At 62.4% G+C, this 23862-nt stretch carries 21 protein-coding genes; 13 read left to right on the top strand and 8 right to left on the bottom strand.

What is annotated here, in order from left to right:
- The first annotated feature begins 80 nt into the window (after positions 1 to 80).
- Both ACEN42_RS07475 and ACEN42_RS07480 read left to right on the top strand, forming a co-directional pair.
- Positions 81 to 575, top strand: coding sequence for a hypothetical protein (locus tag ACEN42_RS07475; protein ID WP_371881036.1), 495 nt, complete (start codon positions 81 to 83; stop codon positions 573 to 575).
- A gap of 103 nt (positions 576 to 678) precedes the next feature.
- On the top strand, positions 679 to 3627 hold the full coding sequence (locus ACEN42_RS07480; RefSeq protein WP_371881037.1) for a hypothetical protein: 2949 nt from the start codon (positions 679 to 681) through the stop codon (positions 3625 to 3627).
- Positions 3628 to 3734: 107 nt separating this feature from the next.
- On the opposite strand, the gene ACEN42_RS07485 is transcribed toward ACEN42_RS07480, so the two are convergent.
- The 4 genes from ACEN42_RS07485 to ACEN42_RS07500 all read right to left on the bottom strand — a co-directional run bounded on the left by ACEN42_RS07485 (position 3735) and on the right by ACEN42_RS07500 (position 9495).
- Positions 3735 to 4673, bottom strand: a complete 939-nt coding sequence (locus tag ACEN42_RS07485) for a dimethyl sulfoxide reductase anchor subunit family protein (RefSeq protein ID WP_371881038.1) — start codon at positions 4671 to 4673, stop codon at positions 3735 to 3737.
- Positions 4674 to 4693: 20 nt separating this feature from the next.
- Positions 4694 to 5413, bottom strand: a complete 720-nt coding sequence (locus ACEN42_RS07490) for a 4Fe-4S dicluster domain-containing protein (RefSeq protein WP_371881039.1) — start codon at positions 5411 to 5413, stop codon at positions 4694 to 4696.
- Positions 5414 to 5424: 11 nt separating this feature from the next.
- Positions 5425 to 8355 carry a molybdopterin-dependent oxidoreductase gene (locus tag ACEN42_RS07495; protein WP_371881040.1) on the bottom strand — a complete coding sequence of 977 codons (2931 nt, stop codon included), beginning with the start codon at positions 8353 to 8355 and terminating at the stop codon, positions 5425 to 5427.
- A gap of 66 nt (positions 8356 to 8421) precedes the next feature.
- Positions 8422 to 9495, bottom strand: coding sequence for a YeiH family protein (locus tag ACEN42_RS07500; RefSeq protein ID WP_035507832.1), 1074 nt, complete (start codon positions 9493 to 9495; stop codon positions 8422 to 8424).
- A gap of 114 nt (positions 9496 to 9609) precedes the next feature.
- Here ACEN42_RS07500 and ACEN42_RS07505 point away from each other — a divergent pair, with 114 nt between their 5' ends.
- The 8 genes from ACEN42_RS07505 to ACEN42_RS07540 all read left to right on the top strand — a co-directional run bounded on the left by ACEN42_RS07505 (position 9610) and on the right by ACEN42_RS07540 (position 17885).
- A complete protein-coding gene (locus ACEN42_RS07505) occupies positions 9610 to 10500 on the top strand; it encodes a LysR family transcriptional regulator (RefSeq protein ID WP_035507833.1) in 891 nt (296 codons plus the stop codon).
- A 133-nt stretch (positions 10501 to 10633) separates the two neighbouring features.
- The gene (locus ACEN42_RS07510) at positions 10634 to 11449 is read left to right on the top strand and encodes a sugar phosphate isomerase/epimerase family protein (protein ID WP_371881041.1); all 816 of its coding nucleotides are present in this window, start codon (positions 10634 to 10636) and stop codon (positions 11447 to 11449) included.
- Positions 11450 to 11491: 42 nt separating this feature from the next.
- The gene (locus tag ACEN42_RS07515) at positions 11492 to 12493 is read left to right on the top strand and encodes a sugar kinase (RefSeq protein WP_371881042.1); all 1002 of its coding nucleotides are present in this window, start codon (positions 11492 to 11494) and stop codon (positions 12491 to 12493) included.
- A 44-nt stretch (positions 12494 to 12537) separates the two neighbouring features.
- Positions 12538 to 13818 (top strand): MFS transporter, encoded by a 1281-nt coding sequence (locus ACEN42_RS07520; RefSeq protein ID WP_371881043.1) that lies wholly within the window; start codon positions 12538 to 12540, stop codon positions 13816 to 13818.
- 707 nt (positions 13819 to 14525) lie between these two features.
- The gene (locus ACEN42_RS07525) at positions 14526 to 15494 is read left to right on the top strand and encodes a 2-hydroxyacid dehydrogenase (protein ID WP_371881044.1); all 969 of its coding nucleotides are present in this window, start codon (positions 14526 to 14528) and stop codon (positions 15492 to 15494) included.
- A 104-nt stretch (positions 15495 to 15598) separates the two neighbouring features.
- Positions 15599 to 16687, top strand: a complete 1089-nt coding sequence (locus ACEN42_RS07530) for a LacI family DNA-binding transcriptional regulator (RefSeq protein ID WP_371881084.1) — start codon at positions 15599 to 15601, stop codon at positions 16685 to 16687.
- Positions 16688 to 17479: a YhfC family intramembrane metalloprotease gene (locus ACEN42_RS07535; protein ID WP_371879603.1), complete on the top strand. Its 792-nt coding sequence runs from the start codon at positions 16688 to 16690 to the stop codon at positions 17477 to 17479.
- A 40-nt stretch (positions 17480 to 17519) separates the two neighbouring features.
- Entirely contained in the window at positions 17520 to 17885 is a 366-nt protein-coding gene (locus tag ACEN42_RS07540) for a DUF3022 domain-containing protein (RefSeq protein WP_035507842.1), read from the top strand.
- On the opposite strand, the gene ACEN42_RS07545 is transcribed toward ACEN42_RS07540, so the two are convergent.
- Positions 17882 to 18310 (bottom strand): PGDYG domain-containing protein, encoded by a 429-nt coding sequence (locus tag ACEN42_RS07545; protein WP_371879604.1) that lies wholly within the window; start codon positions 18308 to 18310, stop codon positions 17882 to 17884. The two genes, ACEN42_RS07540 and ACEN42_RS07545, sit on opposite strands and share 4 nt — an antisense overlap.
- A gap of 119 nt (positions 18311 to 18429) precedes the next feature.
- Entirely contained in the window at positions 18430 to 18948 is a 519-nt protein-coding gene (locus ACEN42_RS07550; RefSeq protein ID WP_371879605.1) for a Spy/CpxP family protein refolding chaperone, read from the bottom strand.
- A gap of 163 nt (positions 18949 to 19111) precedes the next feature.
- On the opposite strand from ACEN42_RS07550, the gene ACEN42_RS07555 reads away from it, so the two are divergent.
- The 3 genes from ACEN42_RS07555 to ACEN42_RS07565 all read left to right on the top strand — a co-directional run bounded on the left by ACEN42_RS07555 (position 19112) and on the right by ACEN42_RS07565 (position 21848).
- Positions 19112 to 20002, top strand: a complete 891-nt coding sequence (locus ACEN42_RS07555; RefSeq protein ID WP_371879606.1) for a LysR family transcriptional regulator — start codon at positions 19112 to 19114, stop codon at positions 20000 to 20002.
- Positions 20003 to 20130: 128 nt separating this feature from the next.
- A complete protein-coding gene (locus ACEN42_RS07560) occupies positions 20131 to 20586 on the top strand; it encodes an Lrp/AsnC family transcriptional regulator (RefSeq protein ID WP_371879607.1) in 456 nt (151 codons plus the stop codon).
- Between the two features lie 152 nt (positions 20587 to 20738).
- Positions 20739 to 21848, top strand: a complete 1110-nt coding sequence (locus ACEN42_RS07565; RefSeq protein ID WP_035507875.1) for a saccharopine dehydrogenase family protein — start codon at positions 20739 to 20741, stop codon at positions 21846 to 21848.
- A gap of 6 nt (positions 21849 to 21854) precedes the next feature.
- On the opposite strand, the gene ACEN42_RS07570 is transcribed toward ACEN42_RS07565, so the two are convergent.
- Entirely contained in the window at positions 21855 to 22436 is a 582-nt protein-coding gene (locus tag ACEN42_RS07570) for an AAA family ATPase (RefSeq protein WP_371879608.1), read from the bottom strand.
- Between the two features lie 31 nt (positions 22437 to 22467).
- Complete coding sequence (locus ACEN42_RS07575; protein WP_035507848.1) at positions 22468 to 23781, bottom strand: sodium:proton antiporter; 1314 nt, start codon at positions 23779 to 23781, stop codon at positions 22468 to 22470.
- Between the last annotated feature and the right edge of the window lie 81 nt (positions 23782 to 23862).

Consider the following 23862-nt stretch of genomic DNA (forward strand, 5'->3'; position numbering starts at 1 on the left):
TTGTGCCGTTAATCAAGACGCGTAGTTGGTTGTATTGCTTGAGTTTAGTCGCTGCTTTATCCGGATGTGGGTCTACCGGAATGGCGAGCGCCGACAATCCGGACCTGGCGGCGGCAATCCGTGACATCGTGGATCATGGTCAGCTCGATGACTATAAGTATGTGGCTCAAAGACTCGGCATCAATATCAAGGTTGGGCCGTTGGAAACGCTTTCGGATCCGGAGACACATAACTATCGGGGTGACCGGATGGAGTTTTTCACGGATGAAAGCATAACGGCCAGGTTCTCTGTGATGCCGAAAGATTACCGTTATGGAGTCTCCAGGGCGAGTGGGGGACACAGGTATCGAGGGGGATTATCGATATATCACTTAGGGTCGAAAGGCTGTATCGATGAAACGTCTATGTTCAAGGCGTTCGGATTTGCAAGACCCTTTCCCAACCCTGATGCTCCAGCCAAAATATTTCGATATTCTATTAAGAACGAAGAAAACTATGAGTTAAATGTGATCTTCGAGCCTGTGGACACAAAGTGCGCCACAAGTTTTTCATTGTTTCAAAATAGATTAAATTGAGTAAGAAATTATGGCTACGCAAACGATAACCGGAAGCGAAAGCTTTTGGGGTGGTATCAAACTGTCCGCTAATGCGTTGACTTTGATAAACGAAAGTCCAACCTTGGTGAACGAACTTCTCGCCTATCAGGCAGCCGTTATAAACAACACTGCCGATCCTATGGCGACAAGTTCGGGCGGAGGGATTTTCTTTAACAACAGCGGAATCGTCTTTGCTAATAACTACCAGACGTGGTCCGATTCGGTATTAGTAGGAACGCTTGCGCACGAGATCGGACATTTCATTAATTTCGGTGCGGATGTCGCGTTTCAGGGCGAAAATGAATTGCCAACCTCCGATCCGAATGCATACAGTATTGACGCAATGATCGGTCTCCACCGAGAAGGCGAGGCAGTCTACAACAATTATGTCGTCCAGCAGGAGATCATGAAGAGCGATCCGAACGGGACGCAAATTTATCTGGCCGGAGCAAATAACCCTGATGGGAGCAGTGACGGCCTTCAGCGCCTGCTGGATGCACAACACTTGCAAGATGTTGCAGACGAAATGAAACCTGGCGTCGATCGGAACTGGATGATCGAAGACGCAATGGGCATCTTCGCTACATTAAAGGGTAGCGCAATTGATAAACCGTACTACGATGTCTACGGTTCGTCACGAGGAGCCAGTGCGCAAGCGCCGACACCACCCACCAGCATCAGCTTTTCCGACCCCACCGGCGATGGAAACTTCAATTCGATGACTGAGAGTTACGCGAACGGTTCAACCAATTCGCAATACTTCAATAGCGGCACGATCGGTTCTTCCACGACGAGAGATCAGTTCGGAAACGTAATTTCCCAGACCACGTACTTCCATCAAGCAGACGGCAGCTACAACGCAGACATCTACGATGCTCAAGGGCGCTTGACGAACGAAGATCAATTTCACGCCGACGGGTCTGAAGTTGCCTTCCAAATCAACGTCGACGGCTCCCAAGCAGCAACCGTCTATAACGGCTCAGGGAAGGAAACCGAATACGCCACCTTCGGCACCGACGGCAAGAAAACCCTCGACGCCTTCTTCGACCCCACAAACGGCCGCGAGACACAAGAAAATCACCTCAACGCCGACGGCAGTCAGGTTGACTACACGTTGAATGCAGACGGTTCGCAGAATGCGACCGTCTACAACGCTTCTGGCCACGAAACCGAGTACGGCGTCTTTGGCGTCGACGGCAAGAAGACTCTGGACGTATTCTTTGACTCCACAACCGGTCGCGAAACACAGGAAAATCACTTCAACGCGGACGGCAGCCAGACCGACTATCTGCTAGATGCAGATGGCTCACATAACGCAAACGTCTATAACGCCGCCGGCCAGGAGACCGAACACGCAGCGTATGGTGCGGACGGCAAGATGACGCAAGACATTTTCTTCGACGCCGGCACGGGTTGCGAAATCCAGGAAAACGACGTCAACGCCGACGGCAGTCAGATCGATCACGTCTTCAACGCCAATGGCACGCAGAACGCCATCGTCTATAGTGCGTCGGGCCACGAGACCGAGTACGCGACATACGGCGTCAACGGCAAGATGACGCAAGACGTCGTCTTCGACTCGAATACGGGCCGAGAGCTGCAGGAAAACGACCTTAACCCCGACGGCAGTCAGATCGATCACATCTTCAACGCCAACGGCACGCAGAACGCGACCGTCTATAACGCGGCTGGCCACGAGACCGAATACGCCACGTACGGCACGAATGGCAAGATGACGCAGGACGTCTACTTCGACGCAAGCACGGGCCGAGAAACGCAAGAAAACGACATCAACGCCGACGGCAGCCAGGTCGACTATATTTTCAATACGAACGGCACCCAGAATGCGATCGCCTATAACACGGTTGGCCACGAAACCGAATACGCATCTTTCGGTACGAATGGCAAGATGACGCAAGACGTCTTCTTCGATTCGAACTCGGGCCGTGAGATGCAAGAGAACGACATCAACGCCGACGGCAGTCAGATCGATCACATCTTCAACGCCAATGGCACGCAGAACGCGACCGTCTATAACGCGTCTGGCCACGAGACCGAATACGCCACGTACGGCACAAATGGAAAGATGACGCAGGACGTCTACTTCGACGCAAACACGGGCCGTGAAACGCAAGAAAACGACATCAACGCCGATGGCAGCCAGGTCGACCATATCCTGAACATCAATGGCACCCAAAACGCGATCGTCTACAACAGCGCTGGTCATCAGACGGAGCAGGCGTCGTTCGATACCGGCGGGAAACTGACTCAGGACATCATCTTCGACGGAAGCACCGGGCGCGAGTTGCAGGAAACCGACTACAACAGTTCGGGCGGTGGCGTCGCACATGTCTTCAATCCGGATGGAACGCAAAACTCAGCGGTCTTCGATCCGTCCGGGCATGTGTCCGAGTATGCAACTTACGGCAAGAACGGCCAGATCACGAGCGACGCTTACTTTGACGCAACCGGCCGCGAGACTCAGTTGAACGAATACTCGAATACGCAGACCATCGTCAGAACCTTCGGTGCGGACAATTCACAGACAGCGACCGTCTACAACGCATTCGGGAACGAAATCGAGTTCGCGAAGTTCAGCTCGGCCGGCCAGAAAACGGACGACTATTTCTTCGACCACACAACAGGGCGAGAGACGGAGTACGACAAGTACGGCAACGATGGCAGCATGATTGCCCACCTGTTCAACAGCGATAACTCGCAAGACGCCATTATTTTCAACGGCAACGGTCAGGAGATTGAGTACGACGCTTTCAACAGCAGCGGTCAACTCACAGGCTTCACTCAGTTCACGTATGGAGCAGGCGGCGGCTATGACGCCATTGCCTACGGACCGACGGGCTACGAGACCGGTTGGGCCGACTACGGCGGCAACGGGATGGTCATGTCATCGGGAGGAAATGCTTACAACTTCTCTCTCAGCGACGACTATGGAAGCGGCGAGGACGACTGGGATTGGGGGGCGTTCAACAACGACTTCGGCTACGGAGGAGACTTTGGATTCAACTGGTGACGTGGCGCTGCACTTTGACATGCCAGGGCTGATTCGTTAGTCGGGCAATACATATGCCGCTCAATGCGGCATATGTATTTAGGACTCGCAAGAAAAATCACTATCTATCACGAAGCGCGCGCGTAGTAAATGTTCTGCGGATGCCGCGCTTCGGCAAAGAAGAACCATCGCTCGGCGACGAGCCCCAGATACTGCGTGACGAAGGCGAGACCGAATAGCGCCACGGACTGCGCGCCGATCCCCGCCAGCATCAGCACGAAAGGCACACCAAACGCGCCGACGAGAAACGTCCACTTGATGCGCTTGATCGCTTCGGCAGAACGTCCGTGAAAGAACTCGCGCAGATTGAACGCGCCCGCCGTGAAGCCGCGCGATTTCTGAACGACGTTCGGTCCTTTGATGCCCGTCGCGCTTTGCACGGTCGATTTGGGCCGCAAGCGGGCATTGCGCCTGAGCGAGGCAACGCGCGTCGCGCAACCTGCGAGCGTCAACGTGCAAGCGCAAGCCGCGAGACCCGCGGCCGACGACGGCGCGAGCCACGCGGCGCATGCGGTCGCGAGCGTGAAGCCGGAGGCGCAGCCGAGCAGCACGAAGTTGACCATCGTGAGCGGCGTCGCCCATTCCTGCAGGAAGCGCAGGCACGCGTAGATCATCGCGGTGCAGACGAAGAGCGCCGCCGACGCAATCACGCCGATCACGCCGATGACGAGCGACCAGGGCGTGCCGAGCCAATGCGCGATGCCGTACAGCGCATCGCACGCGAGAAACGCAGGCAGGCACAGGCATTCGCGCGAGAGCCACGACGTGCGCCACATCGCGATTGCACGCCAGGCGCGCTCCGGATGCCCGAGATGAAAGAACGATGCGAGCAGCCCGAGGCCGCCGAGCACGACCGACAACGCCGCGCCGACGATGAAGAACATCTGCGCAGGCGCGCCGGTCAAGCCGAGCTTCGCGAACAGTTCGACGCCGACGAGCGCGATCAGCAAGCCTTGCGCGGCGCCGCTCAATGTCGTGAGAAACACGACGGAAAACGCGGGTTTCATGGTTGAGCTCCGATGAAAAGTCAGACGCGCGCGGCCATCGCCGCGAGATTCAGGTCGCCGTGTGTTTCGGGCGCGGCTTCATCGGTGGAGTGACAGCCGCACGAACCGCCGCTACTGCACGAGTTCACCGGACGCCGCGGCAAATAATGATTCGCGGGCTTCGTCTCCCATTCGGGCATCAGCTGATAGCCGCCGCGTTCCGCGATCGCTTTCGACACCACCGACTCCGGATCGTGGATATCGCCGAAGAGCCGCGCCGAAGTCGGACAGGCGAGCACACATGCGGGCTTGCGATCGCGTTCGGGCAGCGCCTCGTTGTAGATGCGATCGGCGCACAGCGTGCACTTCGTCATCTCCTTGCGTTCTTCGTCGAGCTCGCGCGCGCCGTATGGACACGCCCACGCGCAGTACTTGCAGCCGATGCACTTGTCGAAGTCCACGAGCACGAGTCCGTCTTCCTTGCGCTTGTAGCTCGCGCCGGTCGGACAGACGGGCACGCACGGCGGGTCCTCGCAGTGCAGGCAGGACTTCGGAAAGTGGATCGTGTCGGCAAGCGGAAACTCACCGGCTTCATACGTCTGCACGCGGTTGAAGAAGGTGCCGGACGGATCGGCGTCGTAAGGGCGCTGATCCGCGAGGCTGCCCGCTTCGCCGGACGTGTTCCATTCCTTGCAGCTCGTCACGCACGCGTGGCATCCGACGCAGACGTTCAGGTCGATCACGAGGGCCATTTGAGTCATGATGGTCTCCTTCAGTTGCCTGGGTTTCGCTTGATGACATTGCGCAAACGCGCCGCAAACTCGCCGCGCCCGGCGAAGTACGTCTGCACGACGCGCTGGATCGGACCCGGCATACCGGGCGATGGACGCATCGGTGCGAATTGCGGCAGCGTGTGGCTCGCATCGGCTTCGGCTGGATAGACGCGCACGCGCACGTCGTACCACGCCGCCTGACCGGTGATCGGGTCGGAGTTGGAGAAGCGCGTGCCTTCGTTTCCGGACGCCGGAAGCTCATCGGTGATGAGGTGATTGAGCAGGAAGCCGCGTTGCGATTCGTTGGCATCGGGGCCGAGACTCCACGCGCCCGACGCCTTGCCGATCGCGTTCCAAGTCCACACCGTGCCCGGCTCGACCGCCTCGCTGTAACGCGCCATGCAGCGCACCTTGCCCCATTGCGATTCGACGTAGATCCAGCCGCCATCCTCGATGCCGTTCGCCTTCGCCATGCGCGGATTCATGTACAGCAGGTTCTCGCCGTGAATCTGCCGCAGCCACGCGTTCTGCGAGTCCCACGAGTGATACATCGCCATCGGGCGCTGCGTGACGGCCGCGAGCGGGTACGCCTTGAGATCGGTCGTATCGAGTTCGAGCGGCGCGTACCAGAACGGCAGCGGATCGAAATACTGTTCGATGCGCGCGCGCAGATGCTCGGGTGGCTGGCGGCCTTTCGTGCGCCCCTGCGCGGCGAGGCGGAACTTCTGCATCACGTCGGAATAGAGCTGGATCAGGATCGGCTCGCTGAACTTGCGAAAGCCCTTGTCGACGGCGAACTGCAGATAAGGCCCGTTGCAGTTGCGCATGTATTGCAGCGATTCGGGCAAGGTGTAGTGATAGACGCAATCGTGCTTCGCGTACTCTTCCCACTGGTTCGGATTCGGCTCGCCGACGAGCGCGTCCTTGCCATCCTTGCCGCGCCAGCCGATCAGAAAGCCCACGCCCGAGCCCGGCGCCGTCTGATGATTGATGATGAAATCCGGATAGTCGCGATACTTGCGCGTGCCTTCGGGCGTCGTGAAGGCCGGCAGCTTCAGGCGGCTGCCGAGTTCGACCAGCACTTCCTGAAACGGCCTGCATTCGCCCGTGCGCGGCACGACCGGCACGCGCACCGAATCGACGGGACCGTCGAACTCGGAGATCGGACGATCGAGCATCGACATCGCATCGTGACGTTCCAGGTAAGTCGTGTCGGGCAGGATGAGATCGGCGAACGCGGTCATCTCCGACTGGAACGCATCGCATACGACGATGAACGGAATCTTGTACTCACCGTTGTCGTTTCTGTCGGCGAGCATCTTGCGCACTTCCATCGTGTTCATCGACGAGTTCCATGCCATGTTGGCCATGAAGATCATCAACGTGTCGATGGGGTAAGGATCGCCGCGCCAGGCGTTCGTGATGACGCTGTGCATCACGCCGTGCACCGCGAGCGGATAGTCCCACGAGAACGCTTTGTCGATGCGCACGGGCGTGCCGTCGTCGTGAATGAACAGGTCTTCGGGTGCGGCCGGCCAGCCGAGCGGGCCGCTCGCGAGCGGCGTGTTCGGCTTGACCTGATCGGGATGATTCGGCGGTTTGGCGGACGGCGGCACCGCGCGCGGAAACGGCGATTTGTGACGGAAGCCGCCCGGCCGGTCGATCGTGCCGAGCAGCGACATCAGCACCGCGAGCGCGCGGATCGACTGGAAGCCGTTCGAGTGTGCGGCGAGCCCGCGCATCGCGTGAAAGGCGATGGGATTGCCCGTCACCGTAGCGTGCTTTTTGCCCCAGCAGTCGGTCCATTCGATCGGCAGCGTGATCTTGTGATCGCGGCCCACCTGGATCATTTCGGCGGCGAGACGTTTGATCGTCGCGGCGGGAATGCCGGTGATGTCGGCGGCCCACTCGGGCGTGCACGATGCAACCTGCTCGCGCAGCAGCGCAAAGGAAGGCGTGACGGGCGTGCCGTCGTCGAGCGTGTAGCGGCCATCGAGCGCGGGTTCGGCGTCATCCGCATGATGCGCGACCGCTCGATTCGTCTTCGTATCCCACCAGAGGTGATTTTGCGGGAAGAGCGCATTCGACTCGGGCGTCTCGCCGTCCTTCACGAAAAGCCCGAAGGTATCGCTCGCTTCGTTCATGTCGAGCAGTTCGGCGGCGTTCGTGTAACGCGTGACGAACTCGTGATCCCACGCATCGGCGGCGATCAGTTCGTGGATCAGCGCCATGAAGAGCGCGCCGTCGGTGCCGGGGCGGATCGGCACCCATTCGTCGGCGATGGCAGCGTACCCCGTGCGGATCGGATTGATCGCGATGAAGCGCCCGCCCGCGCGCTTGAACTTCGAAAGGGCGATCTTGAGCGGATTCGAATGATGATCTTCCGCCGTGCCGATCATGAAGAAGAGCTTCGCGCTATCGAGATCGGGGCCGCCGAATTCCCAGAACGAGCCGCCGATCGTGTAGATCATCCCGGCTGCCATGTTGGCCGAGCAGAAGCCGCCGTGCGCCGCGTAGTTGGGCGTGCCGAAGTTCTTCGCGAAGAGGCCGGTCAACGCCTGCATCTGATCGCGGCCCGTGAAGAGCGCGAACTTCTTCGGATCGGTGGCGCGCAGATGGGAGAGACGTTTTTCGAGCGTGTCGAGCGCGACCTCCCATGAAACAGGCTCGAACTGCGCTTCGCCGCGCAGTGCGCCGGGTTTTCGCATCAGCGGCTGCGTGAGGCGCGCGGGCGAGTACTGCTTCATGATGCCCGACGCGCCTTTCGCGCAAATCACGCCTTGATTGAGCGGATGGTTCGGATTGCCGTCGATGTACCGGACTTCGCCGTCGCGCAGATGCACGCGGATGCCGCAGCGGCATGCGCACATGTAGCACGTCGTGGTCTTGACTTCGAGCTTTTCGTTCTGGGTACGAGCGCCGTGTTCCATGAGTGCTCCTCCAAAAGCGTTTCGCGCGAGGGGGACACTCGCGCGATGGGTACTTCAGTGCTTCGATCAGCCGAACAGCTTTTCGACGCCGAGGGTGATCGCGAGACCGCCGCCGACGAGCCACGCATACAGGATCGCGCCGGTGGCGAGGGCACGCGGGCCGGCCTGGCGGATCTGCGCGATGCGCGTCTCCATGCCGAGCGCGGTCATGGCCATCGTGAGTGCGAAGGTGTCGAGCGTGTTGATCGTGCTCGTCGCGACATCGGGCAGAACGTGCAGCGAGTTCACGACGACGAGCGCGAGAAAGCCGAGTGCGAACCAGGGCACCGCGATCTTGCCCTTGCCTTGCGCCGAACCGTCCGCCGATGCGGCACGCGAGCGGCTGATCCAGAAGCCGATCACGAGCAGCACGGGCACCAGCAGCATCACGCGCGTCATCTTGACGATGGTCGCGATGTGCGTCGCTTCCGGGCTCACGTTGCTCGCCGCGCCGACCACCTGCGCCACTTCGTGGATCGTGCCGCCGAAGAACAGGCCCGCGCCGAGCGTATCAAGATGCAGCCAGCCGGCGTTGAGCGCGAGCGGGTAGAGGAACATCGAAAGCGTGCCGAACAGCACGACGCTGCCGACGGCCATCGCGCTCTTGTGCGGCTTCGATTGAAGGGTCGATTCGAACGCGAGCACCGCCGCCGCGCCGCAGATCGCGCTGCCGGCTGCCGTGAGGAGCGCGGTGTCGCGATCGAGCTTCATCAGCTTCATGCCGGCCCACGTGCCGATCACGAGCGTGCTGACGACGACCAGCACCGACACCGTGAAGCCCGATACGCCGACTTGCGCGATTTCCTGGAGACTCACGCGCAGCCCGAAAAACGCGACCGCGATGCGCAGCAGCTTGCGCGCGGAGAAGTTGACGCCTGCCGCCCAGCTATCGGGCATGCCGTGCCGCAACGCGTTACCGTAGATGCCACCTGCGACGATGCCGACGATCAGCGGGCTGATCCCGAGACCGGCGACGGCGGGGATGCTGGCGAGGCGCGTAACGGCGGCCGCGAACAACGCGACGAACAGGATGCCGTTGAGCTGCCCCCGTGTGGACGACGCGGCTGGCGCGAGAGTGTGTGCGGACTGAACCGTGGACATGGATGAACCTGTTTTGGATGGATGACTCGATGGGCTAATCCTATTCCCGATATATCAATATGAAAAATCGTGATTTAAAATGAGAAGTATCGGATGAGCTGATATTTACGGAAGATGACCCCGGAACAACTGATAACTTTTGCGACCGTCGCTGAGCACGGCAATATCAGCCGCGCGGCGGTGGCGCTGCATCTGTCGCAGCCCGCGGTGTCCGGCCAGTTGCGGCTTCTGCAGGAGGAATTCGGCGAGCCGCTGTATCAGCGCGATGGCCGCGGCGTGCGTCTGACCGCCGCCGGTGAACAGTTGCTCGGCCACGCGGAGCGCCTGCGCGAGACTTTCCGCGCGGCGCATGCGCTGCGGGACGCGTTGCGCGGGCTCGAGCGCGGGACGTTGCGCATCGGCGCGAGCACGACGCCCGCGAGCTATCTGCTGCCGTATCTCATCGCGGCGTTTCACAAGCGCTATCCGGACGTCGTCGTGACGACCATTGACGGCAATACCGCCGATATCGTCGCCGCGCTCGGCTCGCTCGATATCGCGCTGGTCGAAGGCTCGCCCGGCCACGATCTGCCGCTCGGCACGACCGTTACGTCGTGGCGCGAGGACGAAATCGTCGCGATTCTGCCGAACGGCCATCCGCTCGCCGACGGGCGCGAATCCGTCACGCTCGACGAACTGGGCGAGCATCCGCTCGTGCTGCGCGAGCCGGGCTCCGGCGTGCGGCAGGTGATCGAGCGCGCATTCGCGGACTGCGATGCGCCGATGCGCGTCGCGCTGGAAATCGCGGGCGTCGAGGGCGTGAAGGAGGCGGTGCGCGCGGGCATGGGCATCGGCTTCGTCTCGGCGATGTCGATTCGTCACGAGGACAGCGCGCTGCAGCGTGTGCGCATCGCGCCCCAGCCGCTTACGCGGCGCTTTTCCATCCTGCTGCCGCATGCCGCGACGCCGTCGCGCGTCGCGGCGCGCTTTCTGGAGTTGTGCGACGAGCCGGGTCTGCTCGGCTAGGGAATTCCACTATGGCGCGTCGATGGCGGTCTGACGCACCATTCGTTCTCAACAGGGGCGCTGCGGCGTCCTTTTTGAAAATCGTTTATGGAACCGGTTCCAAACTGGTTTTGGCACTGAAACCGACAGCGAGATGCAAGTGAACGAGATTTCCCGGATCGATAGAGAAGGCACCGAAGTTGTGATCGTCGCGAGCGCGTTCGGCGCGGATGCGATTCGGCGCGACGGTCACGCCTTCTGGGCCGCCGCCGCGGCGCGCGCGGGTGCGGACGGCTTCGAAGTGCGCCGCGAATTGCTCGCAAACGAAGCCGACGCGCAGGCGGGATCGCTCGCACAGCTCGGCGACCGGATCAGCGCTCTGGGTTTGTGGGCCGTGTATTCGACGCCCGCGACGCTTTTTCATGACGACGGCTCGCTCGATCGCGCGGCGCTCGAACTCGCCATCGACGAAGCGGCCGCGTTGAACGCGCGCATCGTCAAGCTGCAACTGGGCGGCACGGAGCGCGGCGTCGCAACCGATCCGGCCACGCTCGACCGACTGATGACTGGAATTGCGGCGTCGAAAGCGCGTGTCGTCGTCGAGAATGGGCAACTGAAGGCGGGCGGAACGATCGGCGCATTCGACGCGCTGTTCGTCGCGCTGCCGGATCAAAGCGGCCTCGCGATGACCTTCGACACCGGCAACTGGCACTGGGCGGAGCAGGATCCGCTCGACGCCGCGAGGCGCCTTGCTCCGCACGTCGCCTACGTGCACTGCAAGGCGGTGATGGGCGAGGGCGCGCGCCGTTTCGCCGCCGCGCCCGCGAACGGCGACGCACGCTTTGCGACGCTGCTCGCGCACTTGCCGGGCGATGTGCCGCGCGGCATCGAATATCCGTTCATCCCGGGCGCCGACGTTTCGCTCGACGCCGACGCCGCGCGCCAGGTCGCACGAATCGCGGCATTCTGAATTACACATTTGCATTCAGCATTCATCTGCAAAGGACACGACATGCAAGCCAAGTCTGAAGCTCTCGACGTCGTCACCTACGGCGAAGCGATGACGATGTTCGTCGCGGCTGTCACCGGCGATCTCGCGAAGGCCGGTCAATTCACGAAGCGCATCGCGGGCGCGGACCTGAACGTCGCGATCGGCCTGTCGCGCCTCGGGTTCAAGGTGGGCTGGATGAGCCGCGTCGGCAACGATTCGTTCGGGCGCTACGTGCTCGACGTGCTGGCCTCCGAGGGCATCGACGCCAGCCGTGTGACGATCGACGAGCGCTTTCCGACCGGCTTCCAGCTCAAAGGCAAGTGCGACGACGGCAGCGATCCGGAGGTCGAATACTTCCGCAAGGGCTCGGCTGCGAGCCATCTGTCGCTCGACGATTACGTCGCCGACTACGTGCTCGGCGCGCGTCATCTGCATCTGACGGGCGTGGCGCCGGCGATATCGGCCAGCTCGCGTGAACTCGCCTTCCACATGGCCCGCGAAATGCGTGCTGCAGGCAAGACGATTTCGTTCGATCCGAACCTGCGCCCGACGCTCTGGCCGTCGCGCGAGGCGATGGCCGAGTCGCTCAACGCGCTCGCCGCGCTGGCCGACTGGGTATTGCCGGGCGTGTCCGAAGGGCTGACGCTGACCGGTCATGCGAAGCCCGAAGACATCGCCGCGTTCTACCTCGATCGTGGCGCGAAGGGCGTCGTCGTGAAGCTCGGCGCGCACGGTGCGTACTTCCGCACGGCGGATGGCGAAGCGGGCATCGTGCCGGGCGTGCCGGTCGACAACGTGGTCGATACGGTCGGCGCGGGCGATGGCTTCGCGGTCGGCGTGGTGAGCGCGCTGCTGGAAGGACGCGACATCCGTCACGCGATTGCGCGGGGCAACCGTATCGGCGCGCTGGCGATTCAGGTGATCGGCGACAGCGAAGGCTTGCCGACGCGCGCCGCGCTCGACTTGCTCGAAGCACAGGATTCCAATGACAAGACGGCCAAAGCCGCGTTCGATCTGGCTTAAGCCAGCACCCGAGAGACTCAACCGAATTGCGTTCGGAGACAACCATGCAATCCACGACTCCCAAGCTTGCGGTGCGCCGCTGGTGGGCGATCATGCCGATCGTCTTCATCACGTACAGCCTCGCGTATCTCGACCGCGCCAACTACGGCTTCGCCGCGGCTGCGGGCATCAACCAGGATCTCGGCATCAGCAAGGGATTGTCGTCGCTGATCGGCGCGCTGTTCTTCCTCGGCTACTTTTTCTTCCAGATTCCCGGCGCGATCTATGCCGAGCGCCGCAGCGTGAAGAAGCTCGTGTTCTGGAGCCTCGTATTGTGGGGCGGATGCGCGACGCTCACGGGCATGGTGAGCAATATTCCATCGCTGATGGCGATCCGCTTCGCGCTCGGCGTCGTCGAGGCCGCGGTGATGCCGGCGATGCTCGTCTTCATCGCAAACTGGTTCACGAAGTCCGAGCGCTCGCGCGCAAACACGTTCCTCATTCTCGGCAATCCGGTGACGGTGCTGTGGATGTCGGTCGTATCGGGCTATCTCGTGAATTCGTTCGGATGGCGCCACATGTTCATCGCCGAAGGTGTGCCTGCCATCGTGTGGGCGGTGATCTGGTGGTTCATCGTGAAGGACAAGCCCGCGCAGGTGAACTGGCTTTCGGAGCAGGAAAAGAAGGATCTCGATGCGACGATGCGCGCCGAACAGGCTGCGATCAAGCCGGTGAAGAACTATCGCGAGGCGTTCAAGTCGCCGGCGGTGATCAAGCTGTGCGCGCAGTATTTTTGCTGGAGCATCGGCGTGTATGGCTTCGTGCTGTGGCTGCCTTCGATCCTGAAGAGCGGTTCGACGCTCGGCATGGTCGAGACGGGTTGGCTTTCCGCGGTGCCGTATCTTGCCGCGACTATCGCGATGCTGCTTGCTTCGTGGGCTTCCGACAAGCTTCAGGCGCGCAAGGCGTTCGTGTGGCCGTTTCTGCTGATCGGCGCGTTCGCGTTCGCGGGATCGTATCTGCTCGGTTCGACGAATTCCTGGGCTTCGTATGCGTTGCTCGTGATCGCAGGCGCTGCGATGTATGCGCCGTATGGGCCGTTCTTTGCGATCGTGCCGGAGTTGCTGCCGAAGAATGTCGCCGGCGGGGCGATGGCGCTCATCAACAGCATGGGGGCGTTGGGGTCGTTTGTTGGATCGTATTTTGTTGGGTATCTGAATGGGGCGACAGGGTCGCCGGCGGCCTCTTACGTGTTCATGAGTGCTGCTTTGCTGGTTTCTGTTTGGCTTACGCTTGCGGTTAAACCGCAGGCTGCGGTGCGGGCGGGGGTTGTTGTGCGGTCTTGATGGTTTTTTTTCGCTGGATCCCGTTATCACGTCGGTCTATCAGCACTGCCCCTGTGCGGGGCGGCAGTCACTTTCTTTGCTGCTGCAAAGAAAGTAACCAAAGAAAGCAGCTCGTTCAGGCCCGAGGTCACACGCACGTTGGCCATGCTTGCCAGCCCGCGGTGGCCCTCGTCTAAGTGTCGCCCTCACAGGCCCGATCGGGCTTGGCTCGCGCACGGTCTGACAAGCTAGTGGTGTTAGGGCGCGGGTTCAGCACGAGATGGCTTCGGCACAGCGCTACGCGCTGCCGTTGGGTATGCTAGGGAAACCATCGAATCACGAATGCAGTGAGATGGAAGCGTAGCAGTACGCGTACGCCCGCAAACCCGATTGACCCATCGGCCGCGAAGCAGGCCGGAGCCGTTTGGTGCTGAACCAGCGCGCCAAAACATTTGGAGCGTCAGACCGTGCGCGATCCAAGCCCTTATCTGCTTGTGAGGGCACTCGCTACAGCCGGGCCATTAGGCCAATCGCCTGTGCCGCGGCCGGCGTGAAGTGCTTAGGCTGGGGATAGCTGTTTCTTTGGTTACTTTCTTTGCAGCAGCAAAGAAAGTGACTGCCGCCCCGCACAGGGGCAGAGCCAATAGACCGACACGAATTCAGGGTTTCACAAAATCCCAAACCGACGAATTCAGGATTCCCCAAAAGCCCAACCCAAAGAAAACCCCATGAAAAAAACGATCGTAGCCTACAAAGCCCTGCCAAGCGACATCGAAGCCTACCTTCGCACAAACGCCGACGTGGTGAACGTCGATCCAAACGACCATGCGGCCTTCGTCGCCGCATTAAAAACCGCCGACGGTGCCATCGGCGCAAGCGTGAAAATCACCCCCGACATGATCGAAGGCGCCACAAAGCTGGAAGCCTTATCGACCATCTCCGTAGGCTACGATCAATTCGACGTCGACGACCTCACGCGTCGCGGCATCGTGCTGACGCACACGCCCGACGTGCTCACCGAATCCACCGCCGACACCGTCTTCGCACTGATCCTCGCGAGCGCGCGCCGCGTCGTCGAGCTTGCAGAATGGGTGAAGGAAGGGCACTGGAAGTCGAGCATCGGCGAGGCGTGCTTCGGCGTCGACGTGCAGGGCAAGACACTCGGCATAGTAGGTCTCGGACGCATTGGCGGAGCGGTCGCGCGGCGCGCCGCGCTCGGCTTTCGCATGAACGTGCTCTACACGAACCGCAGCGCAAACGAGCAGGCGGAAAAGGAATTCGGCGCAAAGCGCGTCGGGCTTGACGAACTGCTCGCGCAATCCGACTTCGTATGCCTGCAAGTGCCGCTCACGCCGCAAACACGCGGTCTAATCGGCGCGAACGAACTGAAGAAGATGAAGCCAAGCGCGATCCTGATCAACGCATCGCGCGGACCGACCGTCGACGAAAGCGCGCTCATCGAAGCGCTGAAGAACGGCACGATTCGCGGCGCGGGCCTCGACGTGTTCGAGCAGGAACCGCTGCCCGCCGATTCGCCGCTCATCGCGATGAAGAACGTCGTCGCGCTACCGCACATCGGCTCGGCCACGCACGAAACGCGTCACGCGATGGCGCGCAATGCCGCCGAAAATCTCATCGGCGCACTCGAAGGCACGCTCACGCAGAACATCGTCAATCGCGACGCGCTCGGGCGCTGAAAGCGCGGCGTCGGGCGGGCATGCGCTAACATGCGCGATGCGAGGAGAACGATAATGACGGCATCGCGATTCGCTTCACGGCGAAGCGTATGCCCACGACCACTATGTCCGACGATCCCACATTGACCAACCGCCCGGCCGCATACGGCGCGCGCCGCGCGACGATCACCGATGTCGCCCGCGAAGCCGGCACCGGCAAAACCAGCATTTCGCGCTATCTGAACGGCGAGATGGGCGTGCTGTCGCCCGACCTGCGCGAGCGCATCGAAGCGGCCATCGCGAAGCTCGACTATCGGCCGAATCAGATGGCGCGCGGCCTGAAGCGCGGCCGCAATCGTCTGATCGGCATGCTGCTCGCCGACCTGACCAATCCGTATTCCGTCGAAGTGCTGCAGGGCGTCGAGGCCGCGTGTCACGCGCTCGGCTACATGCCGCTCATCTGTCACGCGGCCAACGAGATCGACATGGAGCGCCGCTATCTGCAACTGCTGACGACATATCGCGTGGAAGGCGTGATCGTCAATGCGCTCGGCGTGAAGGAAGAACTGCTGCAAGGCTTCGCGCAAGGCGGCATTCCGGTCGTGCTCGTCGATCGTTCAGTCGATGGTTTCATCACCGACATGGTCGGGCTCGACAATCCCGCCGCCGTGCAGCTCGCCACGCGTCATCTCGTCGATGAAGGTTTCGACGAGCTGCTGTTCATCGTGCAGCCCGTCACGCACGTGAGTTCGCGGCGTCTGCGCGAAGCCGCGTTTCGCGAGACCGTCGCCGCGCTCGATGCAAGCGGTTCGACGCTCGTGATCGATCTCGCCGATGCATCGCCCGCGCTCACGGAACTCGACACGCGCGTCGCGGCGGCGAAAGCGGCGGGCAGGCGCGTCGCGCTTTTCGCCGCGAACGGGCCGGTTGCGCTGCGCGTCGCGGTGCATCTGAAGGAGCGTCATGGCGCCGACTGGCAGGCAAGCGTCGCGCTGATGTCGATCGACGATTCCGAATGGGCGCAACTCGCGGGCATGACGACAGTGCGCCAGCCGACGTACGATATCGGCCGGCGCGCGGTCGAATTTCTCCACGAGCGGCTCGGCGGCGCCGCGATGCCCGCGCGCGAATGTCTGCTGCCGGGCGAGCTCGTCGTGCGCGCATCGACGACACGGGAAGCGCAACAAGTGCAACAAGCATCACAGGGAATCTGAATGGTCAGTGTTTCGACGTTGCTGAGCCTCGCGCTCGCGACGCTCATCATCGCGGCGATGCCCATCGTGCTGTACACGAAGCTGAGGCCGCGTTTTTACATCGTGCCGCGCGAGGCGATTCTCGGCATCGCCGTGTTCGCGCTCTTCGCGATGGTCATCGAACGCGCGCTGCACGGCTTCATGCTGAGCAATCCGGTCACGTCGGCGTGGCTCGTGAATCCCGCGATATTCGTCATCTACGGCGCGATCGCGGCGGGTCTGTGCGAGGAAGTCGGACGCTTTCTCGCGATGAAATGGCTCATTTCGCGCGAGCCGGGCGCGCTCGATCGTCACGGGCCCGCGCTCGGCTACGGCATCGGGCACGGCGGGGCGGAAGCGTGGATCGTCGGCGTGCTCGTGCAGGTGCAATGGATCGTCTACGCGGTGCTCGCGAACCGGGGCACGCTCGACTCGCACTTCGAGAGCGCGCCGCTCGAAGCGCTCGCACGCATTCATCTGGTGCTGATGAGCCTGTCGCCGTTGTCGGCGGGCATCTTCATCGTCGAACGCGCGAGCGCCTTCGTGCTGCAACTCGGCTTTTCCGCGCTGATGTGGCAGATGCTGCGCGAGCGCTCGCGTCATGCGCTCGCATTTCTCATCGCCGCGCATGCGCTCGTCGGCTTGCCCGCCGCGCTGTTTCAGGCGCGGCTCGTGCCGCTCATCGCCGCCGACGCCGTGTATCTCGTGCTCGGCGTGATCGTCGCGGTGGCGCTCGTGCGCTACTATCGGCGCGCTGCCGCCCGGATCGCCTGAGCGCGGCCGGGCGAGCGCTTCAATCGGATTTCGATATCGAATGGACGACTATCAATACGACTGTCCGAGCGCGGACATCGACATGCTCGCGCACGTGATCTGCGACCTCTTTCCCGAGCAGACGCAGTTCGCCGAACGTAAGGACGATGAGGGCCGGACCTCGCTCGTAATTCACTACGTGGCGATGCGCTTCGGGTCGAGCGCGCGGCGCATCACGATCGACGTGCGCTTCGATCCGGCCGCGCTCGCGCGTTATCGTGCGATGCCGCCGCGCATGCACGCGCGCAGTTACGCGGTGCTGCGGGCGTATGTCGAAGCGACGCTCGGATCGCTCGAAGAGATGTACGCGGACGGCCAGACCGTGCCGCGCGAAGTGGACATCGAGATGGGCGAGGACTTCGCTTAAGCGTCGCGATAGACCTTCGCGAAGCGCGCCGCCTTCACGACGCCATGGTCGCCCGGTGCGTATTGCATGACCCAGTCGCCGGCGTCGCCGGTCAGGATGTCGCCGGCGGCGGATCGTGCGATCGAGAAGGGCTCGTGCATCTCCTTCGCGAGCACGACGCTCGGACGGTTGCGATAGGCGCCCGACTCGCCATGCGCGATGCCGCCTTCGGGTACGTACTTGGCATCGAAGCGTTCGCGCGATACGACCCAGCGCTCGCCGCTGCTGCCCGTGACGATCGCGTCGCCGCTCGCATAGCGGTTCGGGCCTTCGAGGCTCATGAGTTCGCCCGATGCAGCGGCGAATTCGACGGCGACGGCTTCGTCTTTCACGACGCGGCGTGCGGCGGGATCGGTGGCGAGATCGAGTTTGGACAGATTGAGCATGATGCGATCCGGAATGACGTTGGCGGAGCGGGATCGTAACGGCATTCGCGCCATTGTGCACCCGTCGGACGAAAAAAAGCCCGCATCGCGCGATGCGGGCTTTCCGGTTCGACGGCCGTTCAGGGCTTGGTCGTCGATGCCGCGTCCGCACCCGCCGCATGCGGACGACGATGCGCGTGGGTGTGCTTCGCCTTGCCGTGCTCGTCGCGGAAGCTCGTATCGGCGAGCTTCTTCTGCTCGGGCGAAAGGCTCGCGTAAAGCGGCTCGAAAGCTTCGACGAGGCGCTTCGTGCCATCCGCGTTCGCTTGCGTGATCTGCTCGTATTGCTTCATGTCGTCGAGCGCGGACATGGTGTCGCGCTGCGCGATGCGCTGGCGGTAGAGATCGGCCATCGTGCGGCCGTTGTCGCGCATCACGTCGGCGAATTTCGACCACTGATCTTCCTGCTGCGGCGTGATCTTGAGGCTCGAATGCAGATCCGCGATACGCTCCTCGACGCGCGCCTCGCGCTTGCTGGCGGCCGGAGCGGATGCCGCGGTCTGCGCGGCGGGCGCCGATGCCGCGGCGGGCGCGGACGTCTGCGCGAAAACCGGGCTAAAAGCGCAGAAAGCGGCCAATGCAACGAGTGTTCTTTTCATTCGGGTTACCTTCGATCGATATTAAGAGCGGCGTGCGTCGTAAGTTGCGCTGAAAGGCAGCGCGATGAGCACGCCATCGGCGGATATTAGTATCACGATTGCGTGCGAATTCGCCTGCATTGCCACAACTGCTTACATTCGAAACGTCTCTGGAAAAAACGCAGTGGATACCTTGTTGAGCATGCGGGTCTTCGTCGCCATCGTCGAGGCCGGGAGCCTGAGCGCCGCAGCGGAGCGCTTTTCGATATCCGCGCCGATGGCCGGCAAGCATCTGCAGGCGCTCGAAGCGCGGCTCGATGCGCGGCTTCTCGTGCGCACGACGCGGCGTCAGAGCCTCACCGAGATCGGCCGCGAATACTACGAGCGCTGTCGTCGCATTCTGACGGAGGTCGATGCGGCCGATTCGCTCGCCGAATCGATGAGCGCGACGCCGCGTGGCGTATTGCGCGTGACCGTGCCGCTCACTTACGGCGTGCAGTTCGTCACGCCCGCGGTGACCGAGTTTCTGGCGGCGTTCGCGCAGATCAGCGTCGAGCTCGATCTGACCAACCGCGTGGTCGACATCGTGGAAGAGGGTTTCGACGCGGCCGTGCGCATCGGTACGCTCGCCGATTCCAGCTTCGTCGCGCGTCCGCTCAAGCCGTATGCGATGACCGTGTGCGCGTCGCCTGCCTATCTCGCCCGCGCGGGCACGCCTGCGACGCCTGCTGATCTCGCGGGTCACGAGTGCCTGGGTTTCGTGCATCTGGGCCGCGAGGCGGGCTGGCGGCTCGAAGGCGAGGATGACGCCATGCATACGCATCGCACGCAGTCCGCACGCTTTCGCGCGAACAACGGGCAAGCGCTCAAAAAGGCGGCGCTCGCGGGATTCGGTCTCGTGCTTCAGCCCCATGCGCTCGTCGAAGACGAGCTGAAAAGCGGCGCGCTCGTCGCCGTGCTTCAGGATTGCCTGCCGAAACCGTCGCCCGCGCATCTCGTCTATCCACGCGATACGCGCGGAACGCCCAAGCTCGCGAGCTTCGTCGATTTCATGGTGACGAAGCTCGGCGTGTGACCGTGTGCTCGCGTGATCGGGATTCGTTTCACGACGTCTCGGCGATAATGCAAAACACAAAACGCTGAATGCCAGATGGCATTCAAAACGCATAACGCAAAACACAAGATGCCAACGGAGACGCACACATGAGACCGCCGCGCCTCGACCAGCTCGACGACATCGATCGCAATCTCGTCGCGTTGCTGCAGATGAACGCGCGAGAGAGCGTCGCGAATCTGGCGCGGCAACTGGACGTCGCGCGCACGACGGTCATCGCGCGCATTGCGCGACTCGAAAAGAACAACGTGATCGCGGGCTACGGCGTGCGGCTCGGGCAGGACGTGCTCGATGCGAGCATCCAGGCGTATGTCGGCATCAAGCTCACGCCGAAGTACGGCCGCGATCTGCAGAAGCGCTTTGCGCGCATGCCGGAGATTCAGTTGCTCTGCGCGGTGAGCGGCGAATTCGATTACGTCGCGTGGCTGCGCGCCGATTCGCCCGACAGGCTCAACGACCTGCTCGACGAGATCGGCGCGCTGGAAGGCGTCGAGCGGACCACGACCTCCATCATCCTCGCGCGGAAGATCGATCGCGTCGGCTGAGCGCTACATATCGCAGCGTTCGATCGTCGAAACGACGAAAAGCATCGTCGAAGCGCATCATTTTGTGTCTAGGATCAGTATTCGCGCGCTCCTAAACTGTGTGAAGAAGGGCATCGGATCGCCCGCCATCCGCACACATAAAGGAGAGGAATATGAAAGTGGCCCTCGTCGGCGCCGGATTGATCGGACAAAGCATTGCCCATTTGCTGCGTGAAACGGGGGATTTCGACGTCGTCGCGTTCGATCGCGATGAGCACGCGCTCGCGCTTCTCGATGCGCAAGGCATCCCGACGCGCCGCGTCGATTCCGCCGACACGCCCGCGCTGCGCCAGGCATTGATCGGCTTCGATGCGCTCGTCAATGCGCTGCCGTATTACCTCGCGATCAATGTCGCGTCGGCGGCGAAAGCGGCGGGCGTGCATTACTTCGACCTGACCGAGGATGTACGCGCGACCCACGCGATCCGCGCGATCGCCGACGATTCCGAGCTCGCGTTCATGCCGCAATGCGGTCTCGCACCGGGGTTCATCGGCATCGTCGCGCACGATCTGGCGAAGCGTCTCGACGACGTGCGCGAGGTGAAAATGCGCGTCGGCGCGCTGCCCGAGTTTCCGACCAACGCGCTGAAGTACAACCTCACCTGGAGCATCGACGGCCTTATTAATGAATATTGCCAGCCATGCGAGGCGATTCGCGAAGGTCGCACGCAATGGGTGCAGCCGCTCGAAGGCGTCGAACATTTTTCGCTCGATGGCATCGAGTACGAGGCGTTCAATACGTCGGGCGGACTCGGCACGCTGTGCGAAACGCTCGCGGGCAAGGTCGAGTCGCTCGACTACAAGTCAGTGCGCTATCCGGGGCATCGCGACCTGATGAAGTTTCTGCTCGACGATCTGCGCATGTCATCCGACCGCGACGGCCTCAAGACGATGTTGAAGCGCGCGGTGCCGTCGACGGCGCAGGATGTCGTGCTGATCTTTGTCACGGTGACGGGCATGCGTCGCGGGCAGCTCGTGCAGGACGTGTTCACGCGCAAGATCTTCGCGAAGGACGTGTGCGGCTTGCCGATGAGCGCGATCCAGATCACGACCGCCGGCGCGATCTGCGCGGAACTCGATCTCTTCCGCGAAGGCGTGCTGCCGCAAAGCGGCTTCGTGCGTCAGGAGCAGGTGCCGCTCGACGCGTTCCTCAACAACCGCTTCGGCAAGCTGTACGAAGGCGCGAACGCGGTGGTGACGGCGCGGCAACTGGCCGCTGCCTGAGCTTCGCTACGTTGCGATCAGGCGTGCGAGCAATGCGTCGCGCGCCTGATCGGACGGCGCGGTGTTGTCGAACATGACGAGCGTTTGCGCGAGCGCCGCGTCCGGCACGAAGAGCCGCTGACGATATTCTTCCCAATGCGCGAGCTTGTACGCATCGTTCGGATCGCCGCGCGCGACGATGCGCTTGCGCGCCACGCTCTCATCCACATGCACCCATACGACGCGAATGAAGACATCGTCATCGATGCCGAGCCATGCACGATCGAAGAGGCGTGCGCTGCGCACCTCGCGCGTGAGCGGCGCGACGATCACGACACTCACGCCGAGCGCGAGATTTTCAGCGGCGGTATCGATGAGACAGCGATACTCGGGATCGCGAAAATGCTCGATGAAAAGCGGGCTGTCCCGATCGTGCGGATCGCCGGTCAGCGCACCGATCGCCGCCGCGCTGTAGGCGCCGTAGAGCGTGTCCTTGTCGAGCAGGCAGAAGGGCTCGCCGGTCGCCTGCATGAGCGGCGCGAAAAGTTGCCTGGCGAGCGTCGTCTTGCCGGTGCCGGCATGACCGCAGAAAAAAATCAGATGCTTCACGCCTGATCTGTCCTCGAGAGAAGTTGCAAACTCATTCATCCGGGCGCGCGCGCTGATAGCGGTTCATGAGCGGCGTGGCGGTGATGCCATGCACGATGACCGAAGCGACGATAGTCGCGATGACGAGCGGCACGAGCGGCGCGGCCACGTCACGCGGCGCATGCTCGAGTGCGTAAAGCAAATAATAAAACGAGCCGACGCCGCGTATGCCGAACCAGCTCATGAGCCGCCGTTGTGCGCCGGTCGCATGCGAGCCGATCAGCGATGCCTCGACCGCCGCGGGCCGCAACACGAAGAATAGCGCGACGATGAGCGCGGCCGCTTTCCAGGTGAGCAGGTCGCGCCACATCGTCGCGAGCACGGCGCCGACCATCAGCATGACCGCCACTTCGGCGATGCGTTCCAGCTCGATCGTGAAGCCATGCACGCGCTCGGCCATGAACGCGTGCGCGCGCGCCGGATCGGCGGCGGCGGCCCCGACATCCTCTGCGTCGATGTTGCCGACCGCCTGGCGCGCGGACTTGCCGCCGCTTTCTTTCTGCTCGACACGGCGCATCGAGAGGCCGGCCGCAAAGACCGCGAGAAACGCATAGGTATGCAGCAACTCGGCGACGCCGTACGACAGCGCGATCAGCCCGAGCGCGTAGAAACCTTCCGGTCCGAGCGCTTCGCCGTGGCGCGTGCGCAGATAGGCGACGAGCCGCACCGACAAGGCGCCGAGCAGCCAGCCGCTCACGAGCGCGCCTGCGATGCCCCACATCGCCTGCAACGCGAAGCTCCCGAGCGACGCCTGGTTCGGGGTCGCCTCGACATTGCACACCGCGATGCCGAGCAGCGCGAAGGGCAGCGCGATGCCGTCGTTGAGCCCGCCTTCGCCCGTCAGCGAGAAGCGCAGCAAGTCGATGTCGCCGGGTGCTTCCACCTGCACGTCGTGGGCGAGCACGGGGTCGGTCGGCGCGAGCATCGCGGCGAGCAACAGCGCCGGTCCCCAGTTGAGCCCGAGCGCGTACGCGGCAAAGAGCGTGAGGACGGCGACCGTGAGCACCATCGCGACGAAGCCGAGCCGGATCGGCAGAATCCAGAGGCGGTCGATGGGCGGAACGCGCAGCCGCAGGCCGATCGCGAACAGCGACACGAGCATCGCGACTTCGGTGATGCGCCTGAGAACGGTTGCATCGGCCGCGAGGTCGAGCGTCAGCAGATTGGCTACGCCGGGGCCCATCGCGAAACCGATCGCGAGATAGAACATCGCGGTGCTGATCGGCAGGCGCTTGAACGTCGAGCTGGCAAGGCCCATGAAAATGAGCACGCCGCCGACGACGAGAAACCAGATCGTCTCGATCATGAATGCCTTCGGACTTCGTGTGCTGAGGGTTGAGCGGACCGCGCGCCGTGACGCGCGTCACGTTCGTAACAGCGACAGCAC

This window comes from Caballeronia sp. S22, from assembly GCF_964261745.1.
GTDB classification, from domain to species: domain Bacteria; phylum Pseudomonadota; class Gammaproteobacteria; order Burkholderiales; family Burkholderiaceae; genus Caballeronia; species Caballeronia jiangsuensis.

Coding starts and splice junctions, on each gene's coding strand:
- ACEN42_RS07475 (WP_371881036.1), top strand. CDS start 81: ATGGCGAGCGCCGACAATCCGGACCTGGCGGCGGCAATCCGTGACATC.
- ACEN42_RS07505 (WP_035507833.1), top strand. CDS start 9,610: ATGACCCCGGAACAACTGATAACTTTTGCGACCGTCGCTGAGCACGGC.
- ACEN42_RS07560 (WP_371879607.1), top strand. CDS start 20,131: ATGAGACCGCCGCGCCTCGACCAGCTCGACGACATCGATCGCAATCTC.
- ACEN42_RS07535 (WP_371879603.1), top strand. CDS start 16,688: ATGGTCAGTGTTTCGACGTTGCTGAGCCTCGCGCTCGCGACGCTCATC.
- ACEN42_RS07495 (WP_371881040.1), bottom strand. CDS start 8,355: ATGGAACACGGCGCTCGTACCCAGAACGAAAAGCTCGAAGTCAAGACC.
- ACEN42_RS07500 (WP_035507832.1), bottom strand. CDS start 9,495: ATGTCCACGGTTCAGTCCGCACACACTCTCGCGCCAGCCGCGTCGTCC.
- ACEN42_RS07525 (WP_371881044.1), top strand. CDS start 14,526: ATGAAAAAAACGATCGTAGCCTACAAAGCCCTGCCAAGCGACATCGAA.
- ACEN42_RS07550 (WP_371879605.1), bottom strand. CDS start 18,948: ATGAAAAGAACACTCGTTGCATTGGCCGCTTTCTGCGCTTTTAGCCCG.
- ACEN42_RS07575 (WP_035507848.1), bottom strand. CDS start 23,781: ATGATCGAGACGATCTGGTTTCTCGTCGTCGGCGGCGTGCTCATTTTC.
- ACEN42_RS07520 (WP_371881043.1), top strand. CDS start 12,538: ATGCAATCCACGACTCCCAAGCTTGCGGTGCGCCGCTGGTGGGCGATC.
- ACEN42_RS07510 (WP_371881041.1), top strand. CDS start 10,634: ATGCAAGTGAACGAGATTTCCCGGATCGATAGAGAAGGCACCGAAGTT.
- ACEN42_RS07490 (WP_371881039.1), bottom strand. CDS start 5,413: ATGACTCAAATGGCCCTCGTGATCGACCTGAACGTCTGCGTCGGATGC.
- ACEN42_RS07530 (WP_371881084.1), top strand. CDS start 15,599: ATGTCCGACGATCCCACATTGACCAACCGCCCGGCCGCATACGGCGCG.
- ACEN42_RS07545 (WP_371879604.1), bottom strand. CDS start 18,310: ATGCTCAATCTGTCCAAACTCGATCTCGCCACCGATCCCGCCGCACGC.
- ACEN42_RS07485 (WP_371881038.1), bottom strand. CDS start 4,673: ATGAAACCCGCGTTTTCCGTCGTGTTTCTCACGACATTGAGCGGCGCC.
- ACEN42_RS07565 (WP_035507875.1), top strand. CDS start 20,739: ATGAAAGTGGCCCTCGTCGGCGCCGGATTGATCGGACAAAGCATTGCC.
- ACEN42_RS07515 (WP_371881042.1), top strand. CDS start 11,492: ATGCAAGCCAAGTCTGAAGCTCTCGACGTCGTCACCTACGGCGAAGCG.
- ACEN42_RS07540 (WP_035507842.1), top strand. CDS start 17,520: ATGGACGACTATCAATACGACTGTCCGAGCGCGGACATCGACATGCTC.